The sequence below is a fragment of the Variovorax sp. H27-G14 genome, assembly GCF_046156345.1.
Taxonomy (GTDB): Bacteria; Pseudomonadota; Gammaproteobacteria; order Burkholderiales; family Burkholderiaceae_C; genus Variovorax.
Map to the genome: position 1 here is coordinate 16,996 of NZ_JAYLVN010000022.1, position 19,692 is coordinate 36,687.

Genomic DNA, 19,692 nt, shown 5'->3' on the forward strand with positions numbered 1-19,692 from the left:
TGACAGCAACGCCATGTTCAAAACCAACGACTTCCTCATCCTCCAAGGCCACCTATGGACAACAACTATCGCTTTGACTTGTCCGACTACCTGCTCCATTTCTTCCGCGACATCGATCAGAGTGGCCCAAACGGCATCTCTCTGCCGGAGCACCTTGGATGGCATAGCACGTACGAGGACGAAAAGCTTCCTGCGATCTTCATGTTGAGGGCGGCCTTGCGGAACGGGCGGCTCTGGGCCACCTGGTCCTACCGTAACGGCGTGCGAACCATCTATGGGCCCGATCCTGCAGTCTGCTTCTCGGAGATGCCCCTCGCTGCGTTCGTGGAGGCGAGTCGCAGACGGAGCGCGCGTGGAGAAGCCATGGGGGAGGTTGCTCTCATTTTCCCCAAAAACAACATGCGCTCGCTCGGCGCTCGGACTGCAATCTACGGCCTGAGCCAGCCCAACGCGACAGTATCCAGCGGCACGGATGGTGGCGCCCGTATTTTTTCGCCATATGTTTTACCGCACGTGGAGCAGTACCGCTACGTCGCGGACGTAGTAGCACCGGGTCGCATGGTCGACTGGACGCATGAACGGGAGTGGCGCTGGGCCATGCGTGGAGCAGAGCTTACGCACCGCGACGAAGGCGGTGCCGCCGAGTGGGACCAAGTTCCTGGGCTCGAGCTGTATCAACCTGGACTCAGCGGAATCGGCGCGGTCGTGAAGACTCGCGAGCATGCCGAGCTAGTTATTAGAGACATGCTGGCGCTCATCGATGCCCACGTGGCTCAGGAGACGGCTTTCCGTTTCGTCTTGGTCACCGACGATCTGACTTCGCCACGTGACATCCAGGACAAGCAGCAACTCAACGAGACTCTTCAAGCTGCATCGATCGACCTCACCCCGTACTTCCTCGGGAGCAAGTTGGAAGCGCAAACAATCTCCGCACGCTTTGGCGAACTCGTGGCTCGGGTCAACCGGGAGGCCGGTCCTGCGGAAGACGGGGAATTGGGTGGTTGCTGGCTCTGGCTGCACGATGGCGCCGAACCGTTCGTGCGTGCGCTTCTCAAGACTAACCGCGCGTTTGTCACGAAGGACGGCAGATACCTCGCGCAGCTGTTTGAATTCTCGGACAGCAGAAGCCTTGCCCAGCGCGAAGAAATGACGGACATCCTCGCAGATCATGTGGAGCAGGAATTCGGCACCAAGAGCTGTCGCTTTTCCGTCCTGCACTCGAACAACCCCGAGACCGAGCCGTTCTATGCGTCCCCCCATGACCTTTCGATCCCTTTCTACAACTGGGCGTCTCGCTACAAGTGACACTAGGTATCGGTTCTGCGTAAGGCAACACTCGCGGCCCCACTCAGAAGATGACGTATGTCCAGTTCGTTAGCTCAACAATTTCGGTCTGAAATCACTCTGAGTGCACTAACTGTGATCCATGCACTTAGCCTGTCGATCAAAGTTAGTGCCCAAACTGTTGATTCACTGCATGCCGAAGTTCACTTTATTTGACTCCCCACACCAGATTTCGCGCTACCAGGGCAAGCTCAGCGGCCCGCTGCTGGACCGCATCGACCTGCACATCGAGGTGCCCGCCGTGTCGGCACAGCTGCTGCTCGACGCGCCGCCGGGCGAGTCGACCGACAGCATCCGCGGCCGTGTGGTGCAGGCACGCGAGCACGCCATGGCGCGACAAGGCCACGCCAACCAGTCGCTGCAGGGCAGCGCCATCGATCGGCATGCCGCGCTCGACGATGCGGCGCGCCAGTTCATGTTCAACGCCGCGAACAAGCTCGGCTGGTCGGCGCGCAGCACGCACCGCGCGCTGAAGGTGGCCCGCACGATCGCCGACCTGGCGGGGGCCGACACGGTGCAGGCGGTGCATGTGGCGGAGGCGGTGCAGTACCGCCGTGCGCTGGGGCGCGGGCCGGCCTGAGCGTGCCGGGCCTAGGGCCCGGCGTCAGGGTCTGCGCACCAGCGAATCGATCCACCGCGCCACCAGCACCTGCTCCTGGTCGAAGTAGTGCGTGTGCGCGCCGCTGCCCAGGCACACGTCGTGTTCGGGCCCCGCCGTCACGGTGACCGGTGGCGAGGGCGTGTACAGCGGCGGGTCGGCCCACAGCCAGCGCCCCACGTAGTCGCCCGTGGCGTAGGCGTTGACCCAGCGCCGCACGCCGACGTCGCCGGCCTGGGCCGTCTGCACCCACTCGTACAGGTGCGGAAAGCGCGCCACATAGAGCTGGCGCAGCGGGCAGCCCGCGGTGAACAGGTCGACCTTGCCTTCCAGCTGCGACCACAGCTTCACGACCCGGTCGTCGGGGCAGGCCTGCGCCAGCCAGCGCGCGCGGTGCTGCAGGTAACGCAGCAGCTCCGCCGAGATCACCGTGCCCTGGCTGTGCGCCACGATCACCACGCGGTCGTAGCCCTGCGCCACGATGCTTTCCAGCAGCGCCACATGGCGCGAGAAGATGCGCGCACGCGGAATGGCGTTGCGCGGGAACTCGCGAAAGTGGTTGTCCACGTCCAGCGCCACGTCCAGCGGCAGCCGCAGCCACGGCACATAGCGCGACAGCACGCCGCCGAAGGCCGACAGCGCCGCCGCCGCGGTGGCCGCGCTGAGCACCAGCGGCTTGAGCACGAGCGCCGACAGCTCGCCCACCCCGCGCGCGGCGTCCCCGACCCAGCCATCGGGCTCCACGTTCAGCCGCGCCAGCGCCAGCAGCACGCCCACGGCGCAGGCCATAAGCACGCTCGCCATCGTCAGCCCGGTGACGAAGCCGTCGAGCCGCCGGTAGCCGCCGGTGAGCCAGCGGCCCAGGGTGTGCGCGGTGCCCACCGTCCTGCGCACCTCGGCCAGCACGCTGGGCACGAGCACCACCACCAGGTACAGCGCCAGGGCCAGCGTGAGCCCGGCGGCCAGCGCGAAGGTTTCGGTGCTGCGCTGGTAGCGAAGGTGCAGAAAACTCCCGCCGTTCAGAAAGCAGAGCCAGCCGCTCGTGAAGATGAGCGGGTCGTAGTCGGTGTGGGCCGCGCCAAACTCCACGAAGGTGGTCACCAGCGCCCAGATGGCCATCGCCAGGGTCATGAACGAGGCGACCGACACGAACAGGCCCAGCCGCCCGGTGGCCACGCTGGCGCGTGCGGCCTCGCCGTCGCGCGCCGCCCACTGGCCAAAAACGGCCCAGGCAATCAGCAGTGCGCCCGCCAGCAGCCACCAGAGCACGATGCCCAGCAGCAGGTACTCGACCGTGCGCAGGCCGGCGCGCACCCAGTCGTTCAGGCTGCCCGCACCGTTTGCCGCACCGTTTGCCCCACCGTTCCCCGCGAAGGACGCCATGGCCACATGGCCCAGCAAGGTCAGCGCCATGGCACCCAAGAACACCAGCCCCGCCGCGCGCATCGCCGGAAAGCGGGTGTCGGCCACGCGCAGCCCGTAGTTGAAAACCACGCCCAGCAACGCCAGCCAGGTCAGCCCGATGAGCCAGTGCATCCACGGCGCCGGCACCAGGCACAGCAACACCGCCACGACCACCGCCAGCCCCACGGCGGCGCTGCGCTTCAACGGCCGCACCACATGCAGGTAGCAGTACCACCAGGCGGCCAGCGCCGGCAGCAGCAGCGCCAGCACGATGTGGATCGCACCCGCATGCGGCGCCGCCAGGCCCAGCGCCGCAATCACCAGCCCGGCCAGCAGCAGTTGCAGGAACAGGTTGGCCAGCACGCCCGAGAACGCCCAGTCCAGCGCCATCTGCAGCCGGGCGAGCCACGCCCACGCCAAGGCGCGGGGCGTGCGGTGCCGGGCCGCGTAAGCGCCCGCGCGGTCGACCGCGTCGCGCCCCAGCTGCGACAGGCGAAACACCATGGTGAACAGCTCGGTGACGATGCGCGGCAGCACGCCCGACAGCCGCGACAGGTCGGCCCAGTACATCTCGTGCACGTCCACCTGCTGCACGGTGGGCTCACGGCCCGCCGTGGCCTCCTGGCGGACCATGCGGATGCGGGTGGCTTCGTAGGCCTCGTGCCCGGCGCCCTGCCACTTGAACAGCAGGTAGTCGCTGAAAGCGATGCCGGCGTCCGCGGCCATGAGGCGCGCGGGGGCGGTCAGCGGCATTCCATGCGCTGCGGTTGCGGCTGGACCGGCCGCGGCGATGGCGGCGGGCGCAGCGGTCGCGGTGGTGGAGGGGCTGGAGGTGGAGGTGGCGCCGGTGACGCCGGTGGTGCCGAAAGGGCCCGGCGCCTGGCTGGCGGTGCTCCAGTTGGCGCGCAGGAAGTCGGAGCGCACCGACTGGCGCAGGGCCTTCTTGAGCGACAGCGCCGAGGGCTTGGGCGCGTCCGCTGTCGGCGCTGCGTGCGATGCCTGCGCAGCATCGGGTGCCGGGTCTCGCGGGGCCACGCGCTTGCGCGCCGTGCCATCTACGTGATTGCCGTGGTGGCCTTGGTTGCCGTGGGCACTGCTTTCCACCATCGACAACAGCGGCGGCACCGCCACGATGTAGCTGTCGCAGTCCCCCCGGCTGTAGTGCGCCCGCGGGCCGCCGGCATTGACCATGAGCGAGGCGATGGCGCGCGCCGTGTCGCCCGCCTTCTGGTCCGCCACGCCATGGATGGCGATGACGGCCACGCGCTCGGCACGTGGCGTGCCGGCGGGCGTCGGTTCAGGCGGTGCGGCCATGGCGTGCTCCTGCGAGGAGCCGCATTGTGGGCGCGCGGCGACGTGCGGCGCCATCCAGCGAACGCGGGATACGGCCTACCGCCTATGGCCGATATGGGGCCGGTGCAGGGCCGATCCGGGGCCGATTTCCGGCCTGCTTGGTCGGCCGTGGAATGCCGACGGCGAGGGCCTGCGCCCTGGCCCTACTTGAACTCGTGGCTCACCACCGGCGCCGACTTGCTGTCCTGCACCGTCACGCGCTGGCGGAACACCTCCAGGTCGCCGTTGCGCACCTCGATGTTGTAGATGCCCGGGCGCAGCGCCAGCGACTTCAGCGGCGGGCTCACGCCGCGGTCCGCGCCGTCGACGAACACCTGGCCCCAGGGTCGGATGTTGAAGCTCACGCGGCCCATGCCCGGCGCTGCTGCAGTTCCCGCAGCCCCGGCACCGGCCGCCGGGGTGGTGCCGGGCGGCACGGCACCGGCGTCGGCGGTGACGGTCGGGGGCGAGACGCGGTTGATCTCCGCGATCGCGTTGCGTGCCTCGCGCGCATGCAGGCCGCGGCGGTAGCGGCGCAGGTAGGCCTCGTAGCCTTCGCGCGTGTTCTCGGACTGCGCCAGGTTCCAGTCTTCGGCCTCGGCCGTGGCCAGGGCCGCGTCAGGCGGACCGGTGGTCGGGGGCGGGTTGACCGGCACGGTGTCCAGCGGGGTGAGCGGTCCGGTGGAAGGCCCGGCGGCTACTGGCGCGCTGGCGGGGCCCGCGGGCGGCGTTGCCCCGGCCGCTGCGGTGCCGGCGGAAGGCGTGGGCACACCATCGGTCGTCGTCGCGGCGCCCACCACAGCGCCCGTGCCCGGCGGCATGGCGGCGGGCGGCGAACTGGTGTTGGACATCGGCGCGCCCGGGGGCGGCACCGGCACCATGGCGGTCGAGGTTTCCTGCTTGGTCGCGGTCAGGCGCAGGCCGATCCAGCTGCCCACGGCCACCAGCGCCACCACCAGCCCGCCGACCAGCAGCCATGACAGCCCACCGGACTTCTTGTTCTTCGTCTTCGGCACCGCGCGCGAAGGCGCGACCGCCGCAGTCGTCCCCTGCGCCGAGGCCTTGGCATTGACCTTGACCATCACCGGCTCGGCCGCTGCAACGGGCGCGGTAACAGGCGCCGCAATGGGCGGCATGGCAAAGCCGGTCGCGCCCATCGGCTCCAGCGGCACCGGCCCCGAGGCGGGCGCGAACTGCTGCGGCGCAATTTCCGGCGGCGGCGGCGCGGCCGGCACCGGCGCGGCGGCAATGATCACCGTCGGCGCGGCCATGCCGTTCACGTAGATGTCGCCCAGCCGGGTAAGCCCCAGTTCGGCCGCGAACGCCGCCACGGTCTGCGTGCGCACCTTGCTGTGCACCGCCAGCGTGTGGTCGACCGCGGCGCAGAAGGCCGGGCTCAGGTCGGCGCGCCCCATGGACGACAGCGGCACGTAGGCGTCCTGCACGCTGCGCACCACGGCAGAAGGCGGCGGGCTGCCGGTGACGGCGCGGTACAGCACCGCGCCCAGCGCGTAGAGGTCGGTCCACGGGCCTTGCAGCAGCGTGTTGTCGTCGGCGTACTGCTCGATGGGCGAGTAGCCCGACTTCACCATCACCGCCACCTCGTCGACCAGGTCGGCAATCGACTTGCGCGCCGCGCCAAAGTCCAGCAGCACCGGCAGGTCGTCCTGCTGAATGAAGATGTTGTCGGGCGCAATGTCGCGGTGGAAGCACTGGCTGCGGTGCAGCGTTTCCAGCGCGCCCAGCAGCGGGCCCAGCATGCCCAGCAGCCAGGGCTCGGTGATCTTGCCCGGCGTCTCGTCCGCCAGGCGGCGCAGCGTACGGCCCTTGTAGAGCTGAATCGCCATGTACGCGGTGGAGTTGGACTCCCAGAAGCGATGCACCCGCACCAGCGCCGGATGGCTGAACTGCGCGAGCGTGCGCGCCTCGTTGATGAAGCTGCGCAGGCCCGCCTCGAAGGTGGCCGTGAGCCGCTCGGAGCGCACATGCACGCTGTTGTCGCCCACGCGGCGCGCGAGCATGGAGGGCATGTACTCCTTGATGGCCACCTCGCGCTGCAGCGAGTGGTCGTAGGCCCGGTAGACGATGCCGAAGCCGCCCTCCCCGATCACTTCGAGCAGCTCGAACTCGTCGAGCCGGTGGCCCACGCCCAGCGGGTGCGGCCGTTCCTGCGGGTCGGCGGGTGGGCTGTCGGTGCCGGTGTCTGTGCCGATGCCGTGTGTGGTGGTCATGCGTTTCCTCCTCCTGCGGGGCTGTGGCGTTTGTGGCTTTTCTTGTTCATGCCCATGGCACATGCCCCTGCGAAAACAATTGCGAAAACAGTGGTGTGTTGAGTCCCCCGCCATGGGCGGCGGTGCGCAACGGCGACCCGTCGGCCTGGTTGGTCCACCAGTAGCTGGTGCTGCCGAGGGGGTCGAAACACAGTGGAAGCTCCGGCCAGCCCAGGCGCTGCTGGGCGCCCGCGCCAACGGCCGTGGGCGCGAGGATGGAAAGGATGTCGTCCGAGCCGCCGCTGGCGGTCTGAAAGCCCGCGCGTGCCGCGGCCAGCACCTGGGCGTCGAACGCGTCGGGCGGCACGCCATGGCGGATGGCCTGCAGCAGGGCGTTGCCGCATTGCCAGTACCAGGCCGCCGAGCCTTCGAGCACGGACGGGCGGTAGTTGCGCGGGGCCACTTGCAGGGTCACGCACACGGGGTAGTAGCGGCCAACGCGGTCGCAGCTGGGGGCGATGCAGCCGAACTGCACGGCGTCGATGCCGTGGGTGGCGGGAATGGCAAAGTTCCACACGGGGGCGACGGCGTAGTGGCGTGTCATGGCGTCGGGCCAGCGTTTGAAGCTGCCCAGGCCGTTCTGCATCCACCGGTCCCACCAGGCCTGGAGTTCACGCGGCATGCGGCGGTAGAGAAAGTCGCCGGCGGCGGGGAGCTTGCCGTACCAGCCGATCTGCTCGTCCACGGGCACCCACGCTTGGGGAGGGATGCTGCTGTTCATTTCTTGTCGTGCCTCGTTCGGGCGTTGAGGCGTTCTGGGCGCTGTTGTTCAGGGCGGGTGCACAGGCCGCCGGGTACTCCCCTCCGCGAATGTCCCCCGCTTCGCTCCTCCTTTATTTCGCTGCGGGGAGTACCCGACGCCCTGTGCACCAGGGCACGCTCTGGGTGCTCGCCGATCAACGACCGCTCCGAATAACGCTCAGGAGGGTGGGGTGCCTTGCGCAGCGAAACAAAGGAGGAGGTGCGGTAGCCCGCAGCCCGGGGGACATTCGCGGAGCAAGGTACCCCGCCCTCGTGAGCGCGCCCTGAACAACGGCCCAAACCAAATCCAACGCGACAAGCAAGAAGACAGCGATTCATCTCAAGACTTCCCCGGACAAGAGAAGCTGTTCATCTGCGGCAACCGCAAGGGGTTGTAGACACTGTTGGCAGTCACAGCCAACACCACCTTCTTGCCCTGCAGATCGAACGTCGCATTGAACGACTCCGGCGAGCGCCCCGCTGAAATGGAAGCCTTGTCGAACAAGCGGTGCAACGCCCATGGCCCTTCCGTCACGATGCCGCCGGCCGGCGTGCCGTTGGCCGTGGTCACCTGCAAACGGACCTGATTGCTGTTGCGCGGACCCGGCCACTTCACCGTGGCTGGGGCCTGCGGCCCATGGGCATAACGCACCGTCTGGCCGTCGATGTCCAACGTGAACTGAGTGAGCGCCGCGTCCATGTCCTCGGGGCGAATGTCCAGCGTGAACGACGGCGTGCGACCGCCCGCCATGCCCGAGAAAAACACGTCGCGAATGGCCTGGGCCTTCTGGAACGAATCGAGGTACGCCGAACGCCCCGCCGCCGCACCGTCCACACCGCGCTTGAACGCCCATGGGTTGACCGATGTGTCGACCTGCGTGATCAGGTTCTTCTGAAAGAAGTCGTCCATCATCCCGCCCGGCGCGAACAGCTGCGCGAAATCGCCCGAGGCCACGTCGCGGTTGGAGCCGCGCGTGAACGGGTAACGCCCCGCAATCGCCTGGTTGCAGAACGAGCCGATGCTCGCCGCCGCGCTCTGGCCGATGTTCTGCCGCGTCACCGCCGCTGCCTTCGACGACGCCGTGGCCGACAGGTCGTTCAGCATGCCCTGGAACGGCACCGGCAACCGGCCCGCTTCGGCCTGCACCTTGGTCACCGCGTCGCTCTGCGGCGGAATGCTGCCGCTGCGCAGCGCGCTGTCGGTGGCGGTGAGGAAGGTGTAGAGCTCGTTGATGAGCGCGGCCGTGGCGTCGATGGGGGCCTGGCCGCCCTGCTTGGGCGCCGTCACCATGCGGCGCAGCGGCTCGAAGTGGTTGTCCACCAGCGACTCGGGGCGGTCCAGTTGCGCGTTGCGCCGCTGGCTGCCGTCGGGCTGGCCAATGAGCTGCTCGATGCGCTCGCGCGTGGTCTGCACCCGGTTCTGCGCCTGGTCGAGCAGGCTGCGCGCGGCCTCGTCATGGTTGCGCAGCAGGTCGGTCTCGCGCGCCGCGCCGCGAATGATGCGCGACATGGGCGACTCCGCCGTGGAGAGCACGCGCGTCATCTGAATGCTCTGCAGCAGCGAGCGGCTGTCGGCCAGGCGAATGTCCACCAGGTAGTCGTCCCACACCTTGATGTAGTCGGTCAGGTAGAGCCGGCGCACCTCGCGCAGCAGCAGCTCGCGCGAGGTGATGTCGGCCATGCCCGGCGCGCGAATCTGCAGCACCCAGCGGTCTTCCTGCTCCAGCGACAGCGCGGTCTCGGCCATGCGCTTGTCGAAGATGTCCCAGTAGCCGCGGTAGGTGAACAGCGTGGGAATGCCGTCGGTCAGCGGCTTGCCGCTGGCGCGGCGAATGACCAGCGCCGACTCGGCCCCGCCGGCTTCCGCAATGGAGAAGGCGTTGGGCGCGCTGCTCTGCAGCAGCACACGGCGCAGCCGCGCATACGAGCGCTGCGCCAGCGGCACGCCGGCCAGGCGCTCGCGCGTCTGCGTGACGAGCCGCTCGTCCTTGGCGAAGGGCGAGGTCACCACGCGGCCGGCAAAGAGTGCCTTCAGGTGCGTTTCCAGGTGGGTACGCTGCTCGCGCGTGAGCGAGGCGCCGATCTTGCGGTCGACATCGCTCAGCAACCAGGCCTGCAGAAAGTCGGCGTCGTAGCGCTCGGCGTCGAACAGCATCAGGTAGGCCTTGAGCGCCTCGTAGCTGTATTCAGCATCGGTCTTGGAGGCCTCGCGCAGCGACTGTTCCACGCGCTGCGCGGCCTGCGGCAGCAGCACGGTTTCCAGCGCGCGCTGGTACACGCCATCGGTGGCGGCCTGCAGCTTCTCTCCCTGGTACAGGCCGAAGCGGTACGACACCGGCGGCTCGTCGGTATCGAAGTGGCTCGACTTCGGCAGGTCGCGCAGCTTGTCCAAAATGAGCAGCGAACTCGCCAGGTCGCCGCTGGCGTCGACCACCGTTGGCAGCTCCCCGCGCGCGGCCGCCTTGTTGAAGGCCTTGGCATTGCCGTCGACCTCGGCCACGTAGCTCTTGTTGTTGCTCCAGCTGTTCACGCACGCGCCCAGCAGCAGCACCAGCAGCACACCGATCACGCTGTAGCCCGCAATGTCGATGGCGCGCTTGCGCCGGTACCAGCGCAGGTTGGTGCCCGCCACGCCCGCATCGCGAAAAATCACCTGCTGCAGCAGTTCCTTGAGGAAGTAGCTCTTGCCCGGGCCCGGCGGTGGCGCGGGCGGCGCGTTGACCTGCAGGTAGCGCTTGATGGCGCCCATCACGCGGTCGAAGGCCGTGCCCTCTTGCGTGCCGCTGGTGAAGTACACGCCGCGCAGCATCGACGCGGCCTCGAACTTCGACGGGTTGAACACGTCGGCCAGAAAGGTGCCCAGAATGTCCTCGAAGCTGGCGAACTGCTGGGGCAGCAGGTAGGCCTGCGCGCGGCGCATCGGGTCGGACTCGGCCGCCAGCAGCTCGGGCAGGCGCTCGTCCAGGCGCTGGTGCAGCAGCTTGTATTCCTGGTGGAAGCGCTCGCGCAGGTCGCCGCCCACGGGCGTCGCGCTGTTGGCGTTCTTCTTGTTCGCGGGGTTGCCCTGAATCGGAAAGGTGAAGCCCCACACCTGCTGGCGCTCCGCGCGGCCCAGCGATCCGAAGTACTCGTTGAAGCCCGCCAACAGGTCGGTCTTGGTGACCAGCACGTACACCGGAAAGTCGATGCCCAGGTCGTTGCGCAGCTCCAGCAGCCGCTTGCGCAAGGCCATGGCGTGGCGCGCGCGCTGCGCGTCGTCGGCCAGCGGCAGGTCGGCAATGCTGATGGTGAGAATGGCGCCGTTGATCGGCTGGCGCGGGCGAAACTTTTTCAGCAGGTCGATGAAGCCCTTCCACTCGCCCTCATCGGTTTCGCGGTTGCTCTCGTGCGTGGTGTAGCGCCCGGCGGTGTCGATCAGCACCGCCTCGTTGGTGAACCACCAGTCGCAGTTGCGCGTGCCGCCAATGCCGCGCACCGCGGCCTTGCCGAGCTGGTCGGCCAGCGGAAAGTCGAGGTCGGAGTTGACCAGCGCGGTGGTCTTGCCCGAGCCCGGCGCGCCAATGAAGATGTACCAGGGCAACTGGTACAGGTACTGCCGGTCGAACAGCGAAAAGCGGCCCGCTGGCTTGCCGTCGGCGCCTTCGCCGAAGCGCATGTTCTTCAGGATGGCGGTGGCGTCGGTGAAGCCGCTTTGCAGCTCCTTGATTTCGGGGGCGTCCTCGGGCTTGGCCTCCTTCTCCTTCTTGGACGGCGTGCGCAACTGGTTGAGCAGCTGCGCGTTGAGCCGGCGCTCGCGCCACTTGCGGTAGGCCACGCGCGCCAGCCAGATCGCGAACATCAGCACGATGACCACGATGCGCACCAGCTCGTCTTCGAGCGGACGGTAGCGGCCCACGGCAATGGCCGGGCCGATGATCCATATCAGGAACGCAACCGCGACCAGCCCCAGAAACACCCACAGGTCGCGGCTGATGAGAAAACGGAAGATGGCGCGCAGCATCAGCGGGCACCTCCGGCTTGCGGGGCGGGCGCACCTGATGCGCCTGACGCTCCTGATGCACCGGACACAGGTGCGACCAGCAGCGTCACCTCCACGCGCCGGTTGCGCGCGCGGTTGGCGGCGGAGTCGTTGGGCACGATCGGCTCGGCGTCGCCGCGGCCTTCGGCGCGCAGGCGTTCGGGCCGTGCAATGCGCTGCGAAATCATCTTCTTCACCGCATCGGCGCGGGCCTGCGAAAGTTGCCAGTTGGACGGAAAGCGCACGCTGCGAATCGGCTGGTCGTCGCTGAAGCCGCTCACCAGCACGTTGCCTTCCACCGAGTTGAGCGCATCGGCCACCCGCGCGAGCACCGGCGCATAGCGGTCGAGCACGCGGTCGGAGCCGGAGGCGAACAGGCCGTCGCCGCGCAGCACCACCACGCTGCGGTCGGCCTCGTCGCGCACGGTCAGCAGGCCGTCACGAATCTCGGGCTCCAGAAAGCGCTGCAGGCGCGGCTGCGCCGCGGGCATGACCACGGCGCGCGCGGTCTGCGGCAGCCGCACCGCGTTCACCGCGGCAAAGGCGCCGTCTGACGTGCCGGCCAGGTTGAAGCTGAGCAGCACAAAGGCCAGCACCAGCAGCACCGCGGCCACCGCGCCCACGGCCCACACCGGCAGCCAGTTGCGCGCGCGGCGCACCGGCGCGCTGGCGTCTTGCCAGTGCGGCGACAGCGGCACCGGAATTTCACCGCGCGTCTGGCGAATGATCTGCAGCAGCCGCTGCTTGAGCGTTTCAAGCTGCGTGCGGCCGTTGTCGACGACGCGAAAGCGCCCCTCGAAACCCATCGCCAGGCAGAAGTAGATGAGCTCGATCAGGTGCAGGTGCTGCTGCGGGTTCTGCACCAGGCGCGACAGCAGCTGAAAGAACTTCTCGCCGCCCCAGGTTTCGTTGTGGAACATCACCAGCAGGCTCTGCGACGACCAGATGCTGCCGCCCCACGGCGTGAGCGCGGCCGCCTCGTCCACGGCAGTGCACAGGCAGTAGCGCGCGCCGATGATCACCTCGGGCGCAATGCCGGCCTGCTGCGCGCGTGTTTCGAAGCGGCGCACCTCGTCGACCAGGTGCTCGCGCAGTTGCGCGGGCGAGGGGTGGTGGCCAGTGGCCCTGATCTGCGGAATCAGGTCGAGCAGCGGATTGGCCGCGGCCACCAGCGGGTTGTTGCCCGCGATGGCGGCGTCGCCCGCATGCGGGCGGCGCGTGTCGTGCCAGGCGGTGAAGGAGTCGGGCTGCGCGCCAAGGCCGCGCGGCGCGGCGGCGCCCTCACCCGTGCCCATGCCAGAGCCCGTGGGTGCGCCGCCGGGGTTTGGCGGCACGAAGCCACCCGGGCCCACGGCCATGTCGTTGTGCATAGGCTCCCTCACGGACGGATCGCCCAGAACTCCATGGCCAGGCCCGGAAAGTCACCGGCCAGATGCATCGCGACACCGCCGGATTTTTCCAGCTGGCGCCACATGTCGCCGCTCTTGTCGAGCTCGAAGTAGTGGTAGCCCGCGTTGTACGGAATCTGGCGCGGCGCCACCGGCAGCGGCCGCACCACCACGCCGGGCAGTTGCAACTGCACCAGGTCGCGGATGCGCTCGACCGAACCGATCTTCACCTGCGTGGGAAAGCGCTGCTGAATGGCCTCGGCCGGCAGATCGGCATGCACCGCCAGCACAAAGCCCGCGTTGCGCACCAGCACCGGGTCGGGCATGCGGCCCACGCGCACGCCGTGGCTGCGCTCTTCCAGCTCGATGGCGATGGCGCTCTGCTCGAGCACCGCCGACAGCGAACGCCGCAGCTCTTCCATCAGCGGACGAATGCTTTCGTTGAGGTTGTCGTGGTCGTACACCGGCCACACCACGGGCCGGCGCGTGGGCGAGGTGTGCGTGGCCAGGTGGCAGGCCAGCTTGAGCCAGTCGACGAACAGCGACTCCGGGTGCACCTGCACCGCCTGCTGCGCATGCCAGGTGGTGGCAAGGTAGCGATTGACCAGCTCCAGCAGCAGAAAGTCGGACACCTCGCTCACACCGCCGCGGCCCGGCTGCGACAGCCGCGAGGCCAGCGCCTCGGCGCGCTGCGTGAGCAGGCCGTGCAGCTCGGCGACCATGCTGCGCAGCATGGCGTGCGCCGATGCATCGAGCACCGGCGGAATGTAGTTGGCATCGACCACCAGCCGGTGGTCGGTGCGCCGCTCAATCACGCGCACCGCGCCAATGGCCTGCCACTCCGCCGTGAGCGACGAGGCGCGCGCCAGGCGCAGGCGCGGCGACGCCAGCTGCAGCGTGGCCGGCCCAAGGGCCACGGCGTTGCCGTCGTTCACCTCGCGCTCGATCACACCGAAGCGCGCGGCGGAGCCTTCCTGTTCCGCAAAGATGACCTCCTCGCTGCCGGGCCTGCGCAGCGGCAGCGCGAGCACGATAAGTTCGTCGGTGAGGTCGGTGGGCACTTCATAAGGCAGCGGCGCGTCTTCGGCGCCGAAAGAGAAAGGCGTGCCGTCGGGCAGCACGCCCGCGCCGCCTAGCAGCGACACGCGCCCCAGCGCGTACGCGTCTCTATCGATCTCCAGATGCAGCCAGCCCCAGTAGGCCCCTTGCAGGCCGGCGGTGCGGCGGGTGACGTACTGCTCGACGTAGCGCTCCAGTTGCTGGAAGTGCTGTGGCCGCAGGTACATGCCCTCGGACCACACCACGCGATTTGCCAACGCCTGCGGTTGAGCGCCATGTCTTCCAGCGCCCGAATTGCGAACAGTCACCAAGGAACCTCCTGATTGCTCAACGGAAACGGGAGATGCCTGAGTGAACGACCTCCCGATCGATCTGCTTTCTTTTATGCGTCCGATGCTACACGGCGTGTCTTGCGTTTTGCATCGCTTTCACTGGCTGTTTTTGAGTGCCATGTCGTACTTAGGTACTCTGGCATTGGCAAAACTAACGACTTGGTATCAGCTCGATGCCCGTCTTGCGAACCGCGACCTGCACCGCCTGCTCGCTGGGCGAGAACTGCCACACCTTGTAGAGATTGGTTTGCTTGGGCTCTTGCAGCGGCAGCACGATGCGCCAGCGCGCGGCCTCCAGCTTGCGGTAGCCGGCAACGATGCCGATGGCCCGCGAGTCGAGCCCCGCCTCGCGCTTGAACACACGCTCTTCGCCGCTGCGCATGATGGCCTGGTCGGCATTGACAAGCTCTGTCATCAGCGTCTCGCGGTCGCGGTCCTGCAGCGCAAAGTAGTCTGCGGCTTCAAAGTTACCGGAAGATTTCAGTTCGAAGACTTTGACCAAAATGGGTGCGGCCTGGCCACGTCCGTCGGGGTTCACGCCGTCGTCGATTTTGATGGTGATGGCATAGGGCGTGGGCAGCGACTTGGCTGTCGATGCGCAGCCACTGACGAGGCCTGCAAACAAAGGTGTCGTTGCAAGTGCGCCTTGTAGCAAGGTTCTTCGATGCATGAGAGCTCCCGTGATGTTCGCGACCTATATTATCGAAAGCATGCGCATCGACGATGGCGCATCGCGTGTTTGTCGCAACCCAGCGGCACACTATCTCGAACATTGCATTCAGCAGGTAGGAGAAAAGATTGAAGTCATGTCTGCCAGCTCTGGCGTTCACTCTTTGCATGGTTGCGGGTTGCACGACCCCACCAACGCCAGCGCCCGATCCCGCACCGCAACCCGAACGACTGAGCCAACAGGTTGCACGCACAACACTGGAGCGCGCGCAGCAGGCCTATGACGAAGGCGACTACGCCAAGGCCATCGGCACGTTGAAGAGCGGCGGTGTGTCGGTGTTCGAAGGTGCCGACCCCAACACGCGGCTGGACGCCATGAAGCTCGAAGCCTTCAGCTACTGCGTGGCCAACCAGATACCCGAGTGCCGCGCGCAGTTCCGCAAGCTGCTCGATGCGTTCCCCACCTTCGACCTGAACGTGGCCGAGCGCAAGCACCCGGTGTGGGGCCCGGCGTTCGAGGCCGCCAAGCGAATGAAGCGTTGACGACAGACACCGCGTACGGTGCGCAACGATGCCGCCGGCGCGAGACGACGAACAGGGAGAAGCCATGCGTTGGACAGTGATCGAACATGCCGGCACGCCGGTGAGCGCGGGGGCCTCGGCGTGGCTCGCGGCGCCCGGCGGCACCATCGGGCGCAGCCCCGACAACCACCTGGTGCTGCCCGACGCGCAGCGCCAGATCTCGCGCCTGCAGGCCACGGTGCGCTTCGACGAAGACGGTGCGGCGGTGCTGCGCAACATGAGCGCGGTGCTGCCCATTGGCGTGAACGGGCGCACGCTGGCGCACGAACAGGAGTCGCGCGTGGACGACGGCGACCGCGTGACCATCGGCAGCTATGTGCTGCAGACCACGAACGCGCCGCATTCGGTGACCGTGGCGCCCACGGTGATGGTGGCGCAGGTGCCTGCGCCGGCACCAGCGCCACAGGCATCGCCGCCGGTGGCCGCGTCACTCGCCGTGCAACTTCCCGCGTCGCCTCTTGCCGCATCACCTCTTGCCGCACCGCTGCAGCCGAGCCCCATCGGCGACCTGCTGTCGCCCTCGCCCGGTGCCGACGTATTCGCCGACCTGTTCGGTGAAGGCACCTTGCCCATCGGCGATGCGCAGCCTGCGGCGGCCACACCGCTACCGCCACCGCGTGCAGCCGAACCCGCGCCTGTGGCCGCACACGTGCCCACACCCACACCGGCCTTCGTGCCACCGCTTGCGCCACCACCGGCACCGTTCGTCGCGCCACTGCAGCCACCCGCCCCGCCACCGAGCGCGAAAAGCATCGGCACCAGCAGCAGCGCCGCCGCATCGCAGATGCCTTCGTCGGCTGACTGGGACGCCATCCTCGCCAACGCGCCGCGCCGCGTCGACAGCACGCCCGCGCCCATGCCCGACCCGATGGCGCACGAGCCCTTCGAGCTGCCGTCGCAGGCGCGCAGGAACCCGGTCGATCCGCTGGCAGAGCTGAACCCGCACGCGGCCGACGACATGGCGAATATCGCGCTGAAGCGCGGTGTCGATCCGCTGTCGTTCTTCGCCTCCGACGACAGCGCGCACGCACCGCTGGCCGACCCGCGGCCCACCGCGCTCACGCACCACGACCCGATGCTGCCCGGCGATGCGCATCCCGCGCTCGACCTGCTGCACGACCCTCGGCCGGCGGTGCATGCCTACAGCCCTTCGAACCATGCGCGCGAAGTGGCGACGCAGTTCCGTCCGCCGACGCCGATGGCCGCGCCTGCGCCCGTAGTGCCCGTAGTGCCCATGGCGCCCGTGATGCCTGTGAAGGTCGAAGCCCCGCCACCTCCGCCACCCCCGCCACCCCCGCCGCCCGCACCACCGCCACTACCGCCGCCGCCGCCTCCGCCGCCTGTTCCACCGCCCGTGGCCGCACTGCCGCCTGCCGTGCTCACGCAACCGGCAGCGCCCGTGGTGCCCGCCCCACCGGTCGCAGAACCCGCCGCCACCGCACCCACCGCACCCCTGTCGCCGTCCACTTACGAAGCCCTGTTCAAGGCCTTCCTGGAAGGCGCCGGCGTGCCCGAGCTCGCGGGCCAGCAGCCGATGGACGCCGAGGCCATGCAGCGGCTGGGCCGCATCATGCGGGCCTTCACCGACGGCACCATCGAGCTGCTGTCCTCGCGCGCCATGCTCAAGCGCGAGGTGCGCGCCGAGATCACCATGATCGTGGACGAGGAGAACAACCCGTTCAAGATCCTGCCCAACGGGCGTGCCGTGCTGATGCAGATGTTCGGCGCACGCATGCCCGGCTTTCTGCCGCCCGAGGCCGCGGTGCACGACGCGCTGGGCGACCTGCAGTCGCACCAGCTGGGCATGGTGGCCGGCATGCGCGCCGCGCTGCTCACGCTGCTGAAAAGCTTCGACCCCGCCGCGCTGGCGCGCGACACGCCGCACGACGGCGGCCTGGGCGAGAAGCTGCTGCCCGGCGGGCGCGAGGCGCGCCTGTGGCGCCGCCTGCAGGCGCTGCACACCGAGACCACGGCGGCGGTGGAAGACGACTTCCAGGCCGTCTTCGGCCGGGCCTTCCAGCAGGCCTACGACAAGGAGATGGAACGCCTGAAGGAGGCCCGCCGTGCATGACGCCGTGCCCAAGACCGCCCAGCCTGCTCAAGGGGTTCAGGCCGGCCGTTCCTTTGCCGTGCCCATTTCCACCTCGCAGTTCTCGTGCGTGGGTGAACGCAGCGGCAACCAGGACGCCATCGGCTACCACCTGGACGAGCGCAACGCCTGCTTCGTGGTGAGCGACGGCGTGGGTGGCAACGCGGGCGGCGAGCTGGCCTCGCGCATCGCGGTGGACACCGCGCTCAACACTTTCGTGGACAGCCCCTCGCTGGCGGCCGACAGCCTGCAGCGCTGCGTCACGTCGGCCAACGACGCCATCCTGGCCAAGCAGCGCGAGCTCACCGACCAGAGCCGCATGAGCGCGACCTTCGTGTCGCTGTTCGTCGACCGCGACACCAACCAGGCCTGCTGGGCCCATGTGGGCGACAGCCGGCTCTACTGGTTTCGGCGCGGCGCGCTGATGCAGCGCACCGAAGACCACAGCCTGTCGGAGCGCTCCGGCGACGCCGCCGCAAGCCAGCATGGCGGCGAGCGCCTGGTGAAGACCAACCTGCTGTACCGCGCGCTCGGCGCACGCGCCACCGCCGAGGCCACGCTGGCCACGCCGCAGCGCCTGGCCGACGGCGACGCCTTTCTGCTGTGCACCGACGGCCTGTGGCAGCTCATTTCACAGCCGGTGATGGAGCGATCGCTGCAGCTGGCCGACAGCGCGGAAGAGTGGCTTGCGCTGCTGCGCCGCGCGGCCGAGGCCAAGGCAGACGCGGCGCGCGACAACTACTCGGCGCTGGCCGTGTGGGTGGGGTTTCCGCAGCAAGTGACGCTGGCGGGGGCGGTCTGAACCGACGCGCCCTCAGGGTGCCAGCATCAACACCTTCAACTGGCTCGGCACGATGCGCATGCCGACGATGTTGCAACGGTTCTGCACCGTGATGCTGGTGACCCGCGTGGCCGGCGTGCCCTTGAGAAGCACGGTGAACGCGCCTGTCACATGGCGCGACTGCTGCATGAACGTCTGCGACACCACGCCGCCCAGTACCCCGGGCTGATCCCCCAGCGTGATGGGCGTGGTCGTGGCCATGTTGTGGGCCGGCATCGCCATGAAGAGGATGTTCCAGGCATTCGGAACAGCCATCGGCCCCATGGCCATGTTCGGGAAAGGAATGGGCACCGGCGTCCTGCAGACGTCGGGGAATGCCATGTCCATTCCCATGAGCTGGCAATTTGCAAACATCGGGTACCTCCTTGCCTAGCCCATGTGGATCTGAGCCGCGTCCACCTTCACCAGCTCCTGGCCGGTGACCATCGTGTGGTGGCCATGAATGCGCACCGTCTCGCTGGCCTTGTAGTCCATGTGGCCCGCACGCACCTGGTCGACTTCATCCGTCAGGCGCAGCGTCTGGCGCGCCATCTGCACGATGCGATCGGCCACGGTCTCGAACACCTTGCCGACCAGCCGCACGCTTCCGGCCGCGGCCTGCACGGAGCGCGTTACCAAGCGCAGTTCACCGATGTCGCACTGGCCCTCTTCGGTCTTGAGTACAAAGCGCCTGTCCGCGTGAAGCCTGAGCTCCGAGGCACTCGCGACGGTCACCCGGCCGTTGCCGGTCGAGGCGAAGGTGACGTCGCCCGCCGCCTCGATGCAGCTCGACGACGCATCGGCCTGCTCGATCACGGCAATCAGGTAGGCCCGCGCGCTGTCGGGACCGGACACCAGCACGGTATCGCCGCTGGCCGGTTTGAGCAGGCAGCTTGCCGCGCGCCGGCAAACCCAGACGGCACCCTGCTCGTCGTCGACGGTCACACGTCCATCCGGCAGCAATGCGGCGACCACCCCCTGGAAGTGAACCGGCGCCTGCAGCTTCGAGGCTTTGTGCAGTGGAACGACTGTCATGAAGATTTCCT

Annotated in this window: 13 protein-coding genes and 1 pseudogene; 5 read left to right on the top strand and 9 right to left on the bottom strand. The window is 68.3% G+C overall.

Annotated elements, in window-relative coordinates:
* Nucleotides 1-54 precede the first annotated feature (54 nt).
* Together VLK31_RS31285 and VLK31_RS31290 are read left to right on the top strand one after the other, a co-directional pair.
* Nucleotides 55-1,305: a DUF4427 domain-containing protein gene (locus VLK31_RS31285; RefSeq protein ID WP_409172380.1), complete on the top strand. Its 1,251-nt coding sequence runs from the start codon at nt 55-57 to the stop codon at nt 1,303-1,305.
* 196 nt (nt 1,306-1,501) lie between these two features.
* A pseudogene (locus VLK31_RS31290) lies at nt 1,502-1,924 on the top strand (ATP-binding protein); the annotation flags it as partial.
* A 24-nt stretch (nt 1,925-1,948) separates the two neighbouring features.
* Here the strand turns inward: VLK31_RS31290 and VLK31_RS31295 are convergent.
* From VLK31_RS31295 to tssJ, 7 genes are all read right to left on the bottom strand, one after another.
* Nucleotides 1,949-4,660 (bottom strand): hypothetical protein, encoded by a 2,712-nt coding sequence (locus tag VLK31_RS31295; RefSeq protein WP_409172381.1) that lies wholly within the window; start codon nt 4,658-4,660, stop codon nt 1,949-1,951.
* A 182-nt stretch (nt 4,661-4,842) separates the two neighbouring features.
* On the bottom strand, nt 4,843-6,909 hold the full coding sequence (locus VLK31_RS31300) for a serine/threonine protein kinase (RefSeq protein ID WP_409172382.1): 2,067 nt from the start codon (nt 6,907-6,909) through the stop codon (nt 4,843-4,845).
* A 46-nt stretch (nt 6,910-6,955) separates the two neighbouring features.
* On the bottom strand, nt 6,956-7,669 hold the full coding sequence (gene tagF / locus VLK31_RS31305; RefSeq protein ID WP_409172383.1) for a type VI secretion system-associated protein TagF: 714 nt from the start codon (nt 7,667-7,669) through the stop codon (nt 6,956-6,958).
* 360 nt (nt 7,670-8,029) lie between these two features.
* The gene (tssM, locus tag VLK31_RS31310; protein ID WP_409172384.1) at nt 8,030-11,689 is read right to left on the bottom strand and encodes a type VI secretion system membrane subunit TssM; all 3,660 of its coding nucleotides are present in this window, start codon (nt 11,687-11,689) and stop codon (nt 8,030-8,032) included.
* Nucleotides 11,689-13,077 (bottom strand): DotU family type VI secretion system protein, encoded by a 1,389-nt coding sequence (locus tag VLK31_RS31315; RefSeq protein ID WP_409172385.1) that lies wholly within the window; start codon nt 13,075-13,077, stop codon nt 11,689-11,691. Before VLK31_RS31315 ends, tssM begins: the two co-directional genes overlap by 1 nt.
* A gap of 8 nt (nt 13,078-13,085) precedes the next feature.
* Nucleotides 13,086-14,381, bottom strand: coding sequence for a type VI secretion system baseplate subunit TssK (gene tssK / locus VLK31_RS31320; protein ID WP_409172450.1), 1,296 nt, complete (start codon nt 14,379-14,381; stop codon nt 13,086-13,088).
* A gap of 256 nt (nt 14,382-14,637) precedes the next feature.
* The gene (gene tssJ / locus VLK31_RS31325; RefSeq protein ID WP_409172386.1) at nt 14,638-15,111 is read right to left on the bottom strand and encodes a type VI secretion system lipoprotein TssJ; all 474 of its coding nucleotides are present in this window, start codon (nt 15,109-15,111) and stop codon (nt 14,638-14,640) included.
* A gap of 173 nt (nt 15,112-15,284) precedes the next feature.
* Here tssJ and VLK31_RS31330 point away from each other — a divergent pair, with 173 nt between their 5' ends.
* The 3 genes from VLK31_RS31330 to VLK31_RS31340 all read left to right on the top strand — a co-directional run bounded on the left by VLK31_RS31330 (nt 15,285) and on the right by VLK31_RS31340 (nt 18,628).
* Nucleotides 15,285-15,698 (top strand): TssQ family T6SS-associated lipoprotein, encoded by a 414-nt coding sequence (locus VLK31_RS31330; protein WP_409172387.1) that lies wholly within the window; start codon nt 15,285-15,287, stop codon nt 15,696-15,698.
* A 64-nt stretch (nt 15,699-15,762) separates the two neighbouring features.
* Entirely contained in the window at nt 15,763-17,808 is a 2,046-nt protein-coding gene (tagH, locus tag VLK31_RS31335; RefSeq protein WP_409172388.1) for a type VI secretion system-associated FHA domain protein TagH, read from the top strand.
* Nucleotides 17,801-18,628, top strand: coding sequence for a PP2C family protein-serine/threonine phosphatase (locus tag VLK31_RS31340; RefSeq protein WP_409172389.1), 828 nt, complete (start codon nt 17,801-17,803; stop codon nt 18,626-18,628). The genes tagH and VLK31_RS31340 overlap by 8 nt, the downstream gene beginning before the upstream one ends.
* Nucleotides 18,629-18,640: 12 nt before the next feature.
* On the opposite strand, the gene VLK31_RS31345 is transcribed toward VLK31_RS31340, so the two are convergent.
* Together VLK31_RS31345 and VLK31_RS31350 are read right to left on the bottom strand one after the other, a co-directional pair.
* On the bottom strand, nt 18,641-19,021 hold the full coding sequence (locus VLK31_RS31345; protein WP_409172390.1) for a DUF4150 domain-containing protein: 381 nt from the start codon (nt 19,019-19,021) through the stop codon (nt 18,641-18,643).
* A gap of 15 nt (nt 19,022-19,036) precedes the next feature.
* The gene (locus VLK31_RS31350) at nt 19,037-19,681 is read right to left on the bottom strand and encodes a DUF3540 domain-containing protein (protein WP_409172391.1); all 645 of its coding nucleotides are present in this window, start codon (nt 19,679-19,681) and stop codon (nt 19,037-19,039) included.
* Nucleotides 19,682-19,692: the final 11 nt, after the last annotated feature.

Coding starts and splice junctions, on each gene's coding strand:
- VLK31_RS31285 (WP_409172380.1), top strand. CDS start 55: ATGGACAACAACTATCGCTTTGACTTGTCCGACTACCTGCTCCATTTC.
- VLK31_RS31295 (WP_409172381.1), bottom strand. CDS start 4,660: ATGGCCGCACCGCCTGAACCGACGCCCGCCGGCACGCCACGTGCCGAG.
- VLK31_RS31300 (WP_409172382.1), bottom strand. CDS start 6,909: ATGACCACCACACACGGCATCGGCACAGACACCGGCACCGACAGCCCA.
- tagF (WP_409172383.1), bottom strand. CDS start 7,669: ATGAACAGCAGCATCCCTCCCCAAGCGTGGGTGCCCGTGGACGAGCAG.
- tssM (WP_409172384.1), bottom strand. CDS start 11,689: ATGCTGCGCGCCATCTTCCGTTTTCTCATCAGCCGCGACCTGTGGGTG.
- VLK31_RS31315 (WP_409172385.1), bottom strand. CDS start 13,077: ATGCACAACGACATGGCCGTGGGCCCGGGTGGCTTCGTGCCGCCAAAC.
- tssK (WP_409172450.1), bottom strand. CDS start 14,381: ATGTACCTGCGGCCACAGCACTTCCAGCAACTGGAGCGCTACGTCGAG.
- tagH (WP_409172388.1), top strand. CDS start 15,763: ATGCGTTGGACAGTGATCGAACATGCCGGCACGCCGGTGAGCGCGGGG.
- VLK31_RS31345 (WP_409172390.1), bottom strand. CDS start 19,021: ATGTTTGCAAATTGCCAGCTCATGGGAATGGACATGGCATTCCCCGAC.
- VLK31_RS31350 (WP_409172391.1), bottom strand. CDS start 19,681: ATGACAGTCGTTCCACTGCACAAAGCCTCGAAGCTGCAGGCGCCGGTT.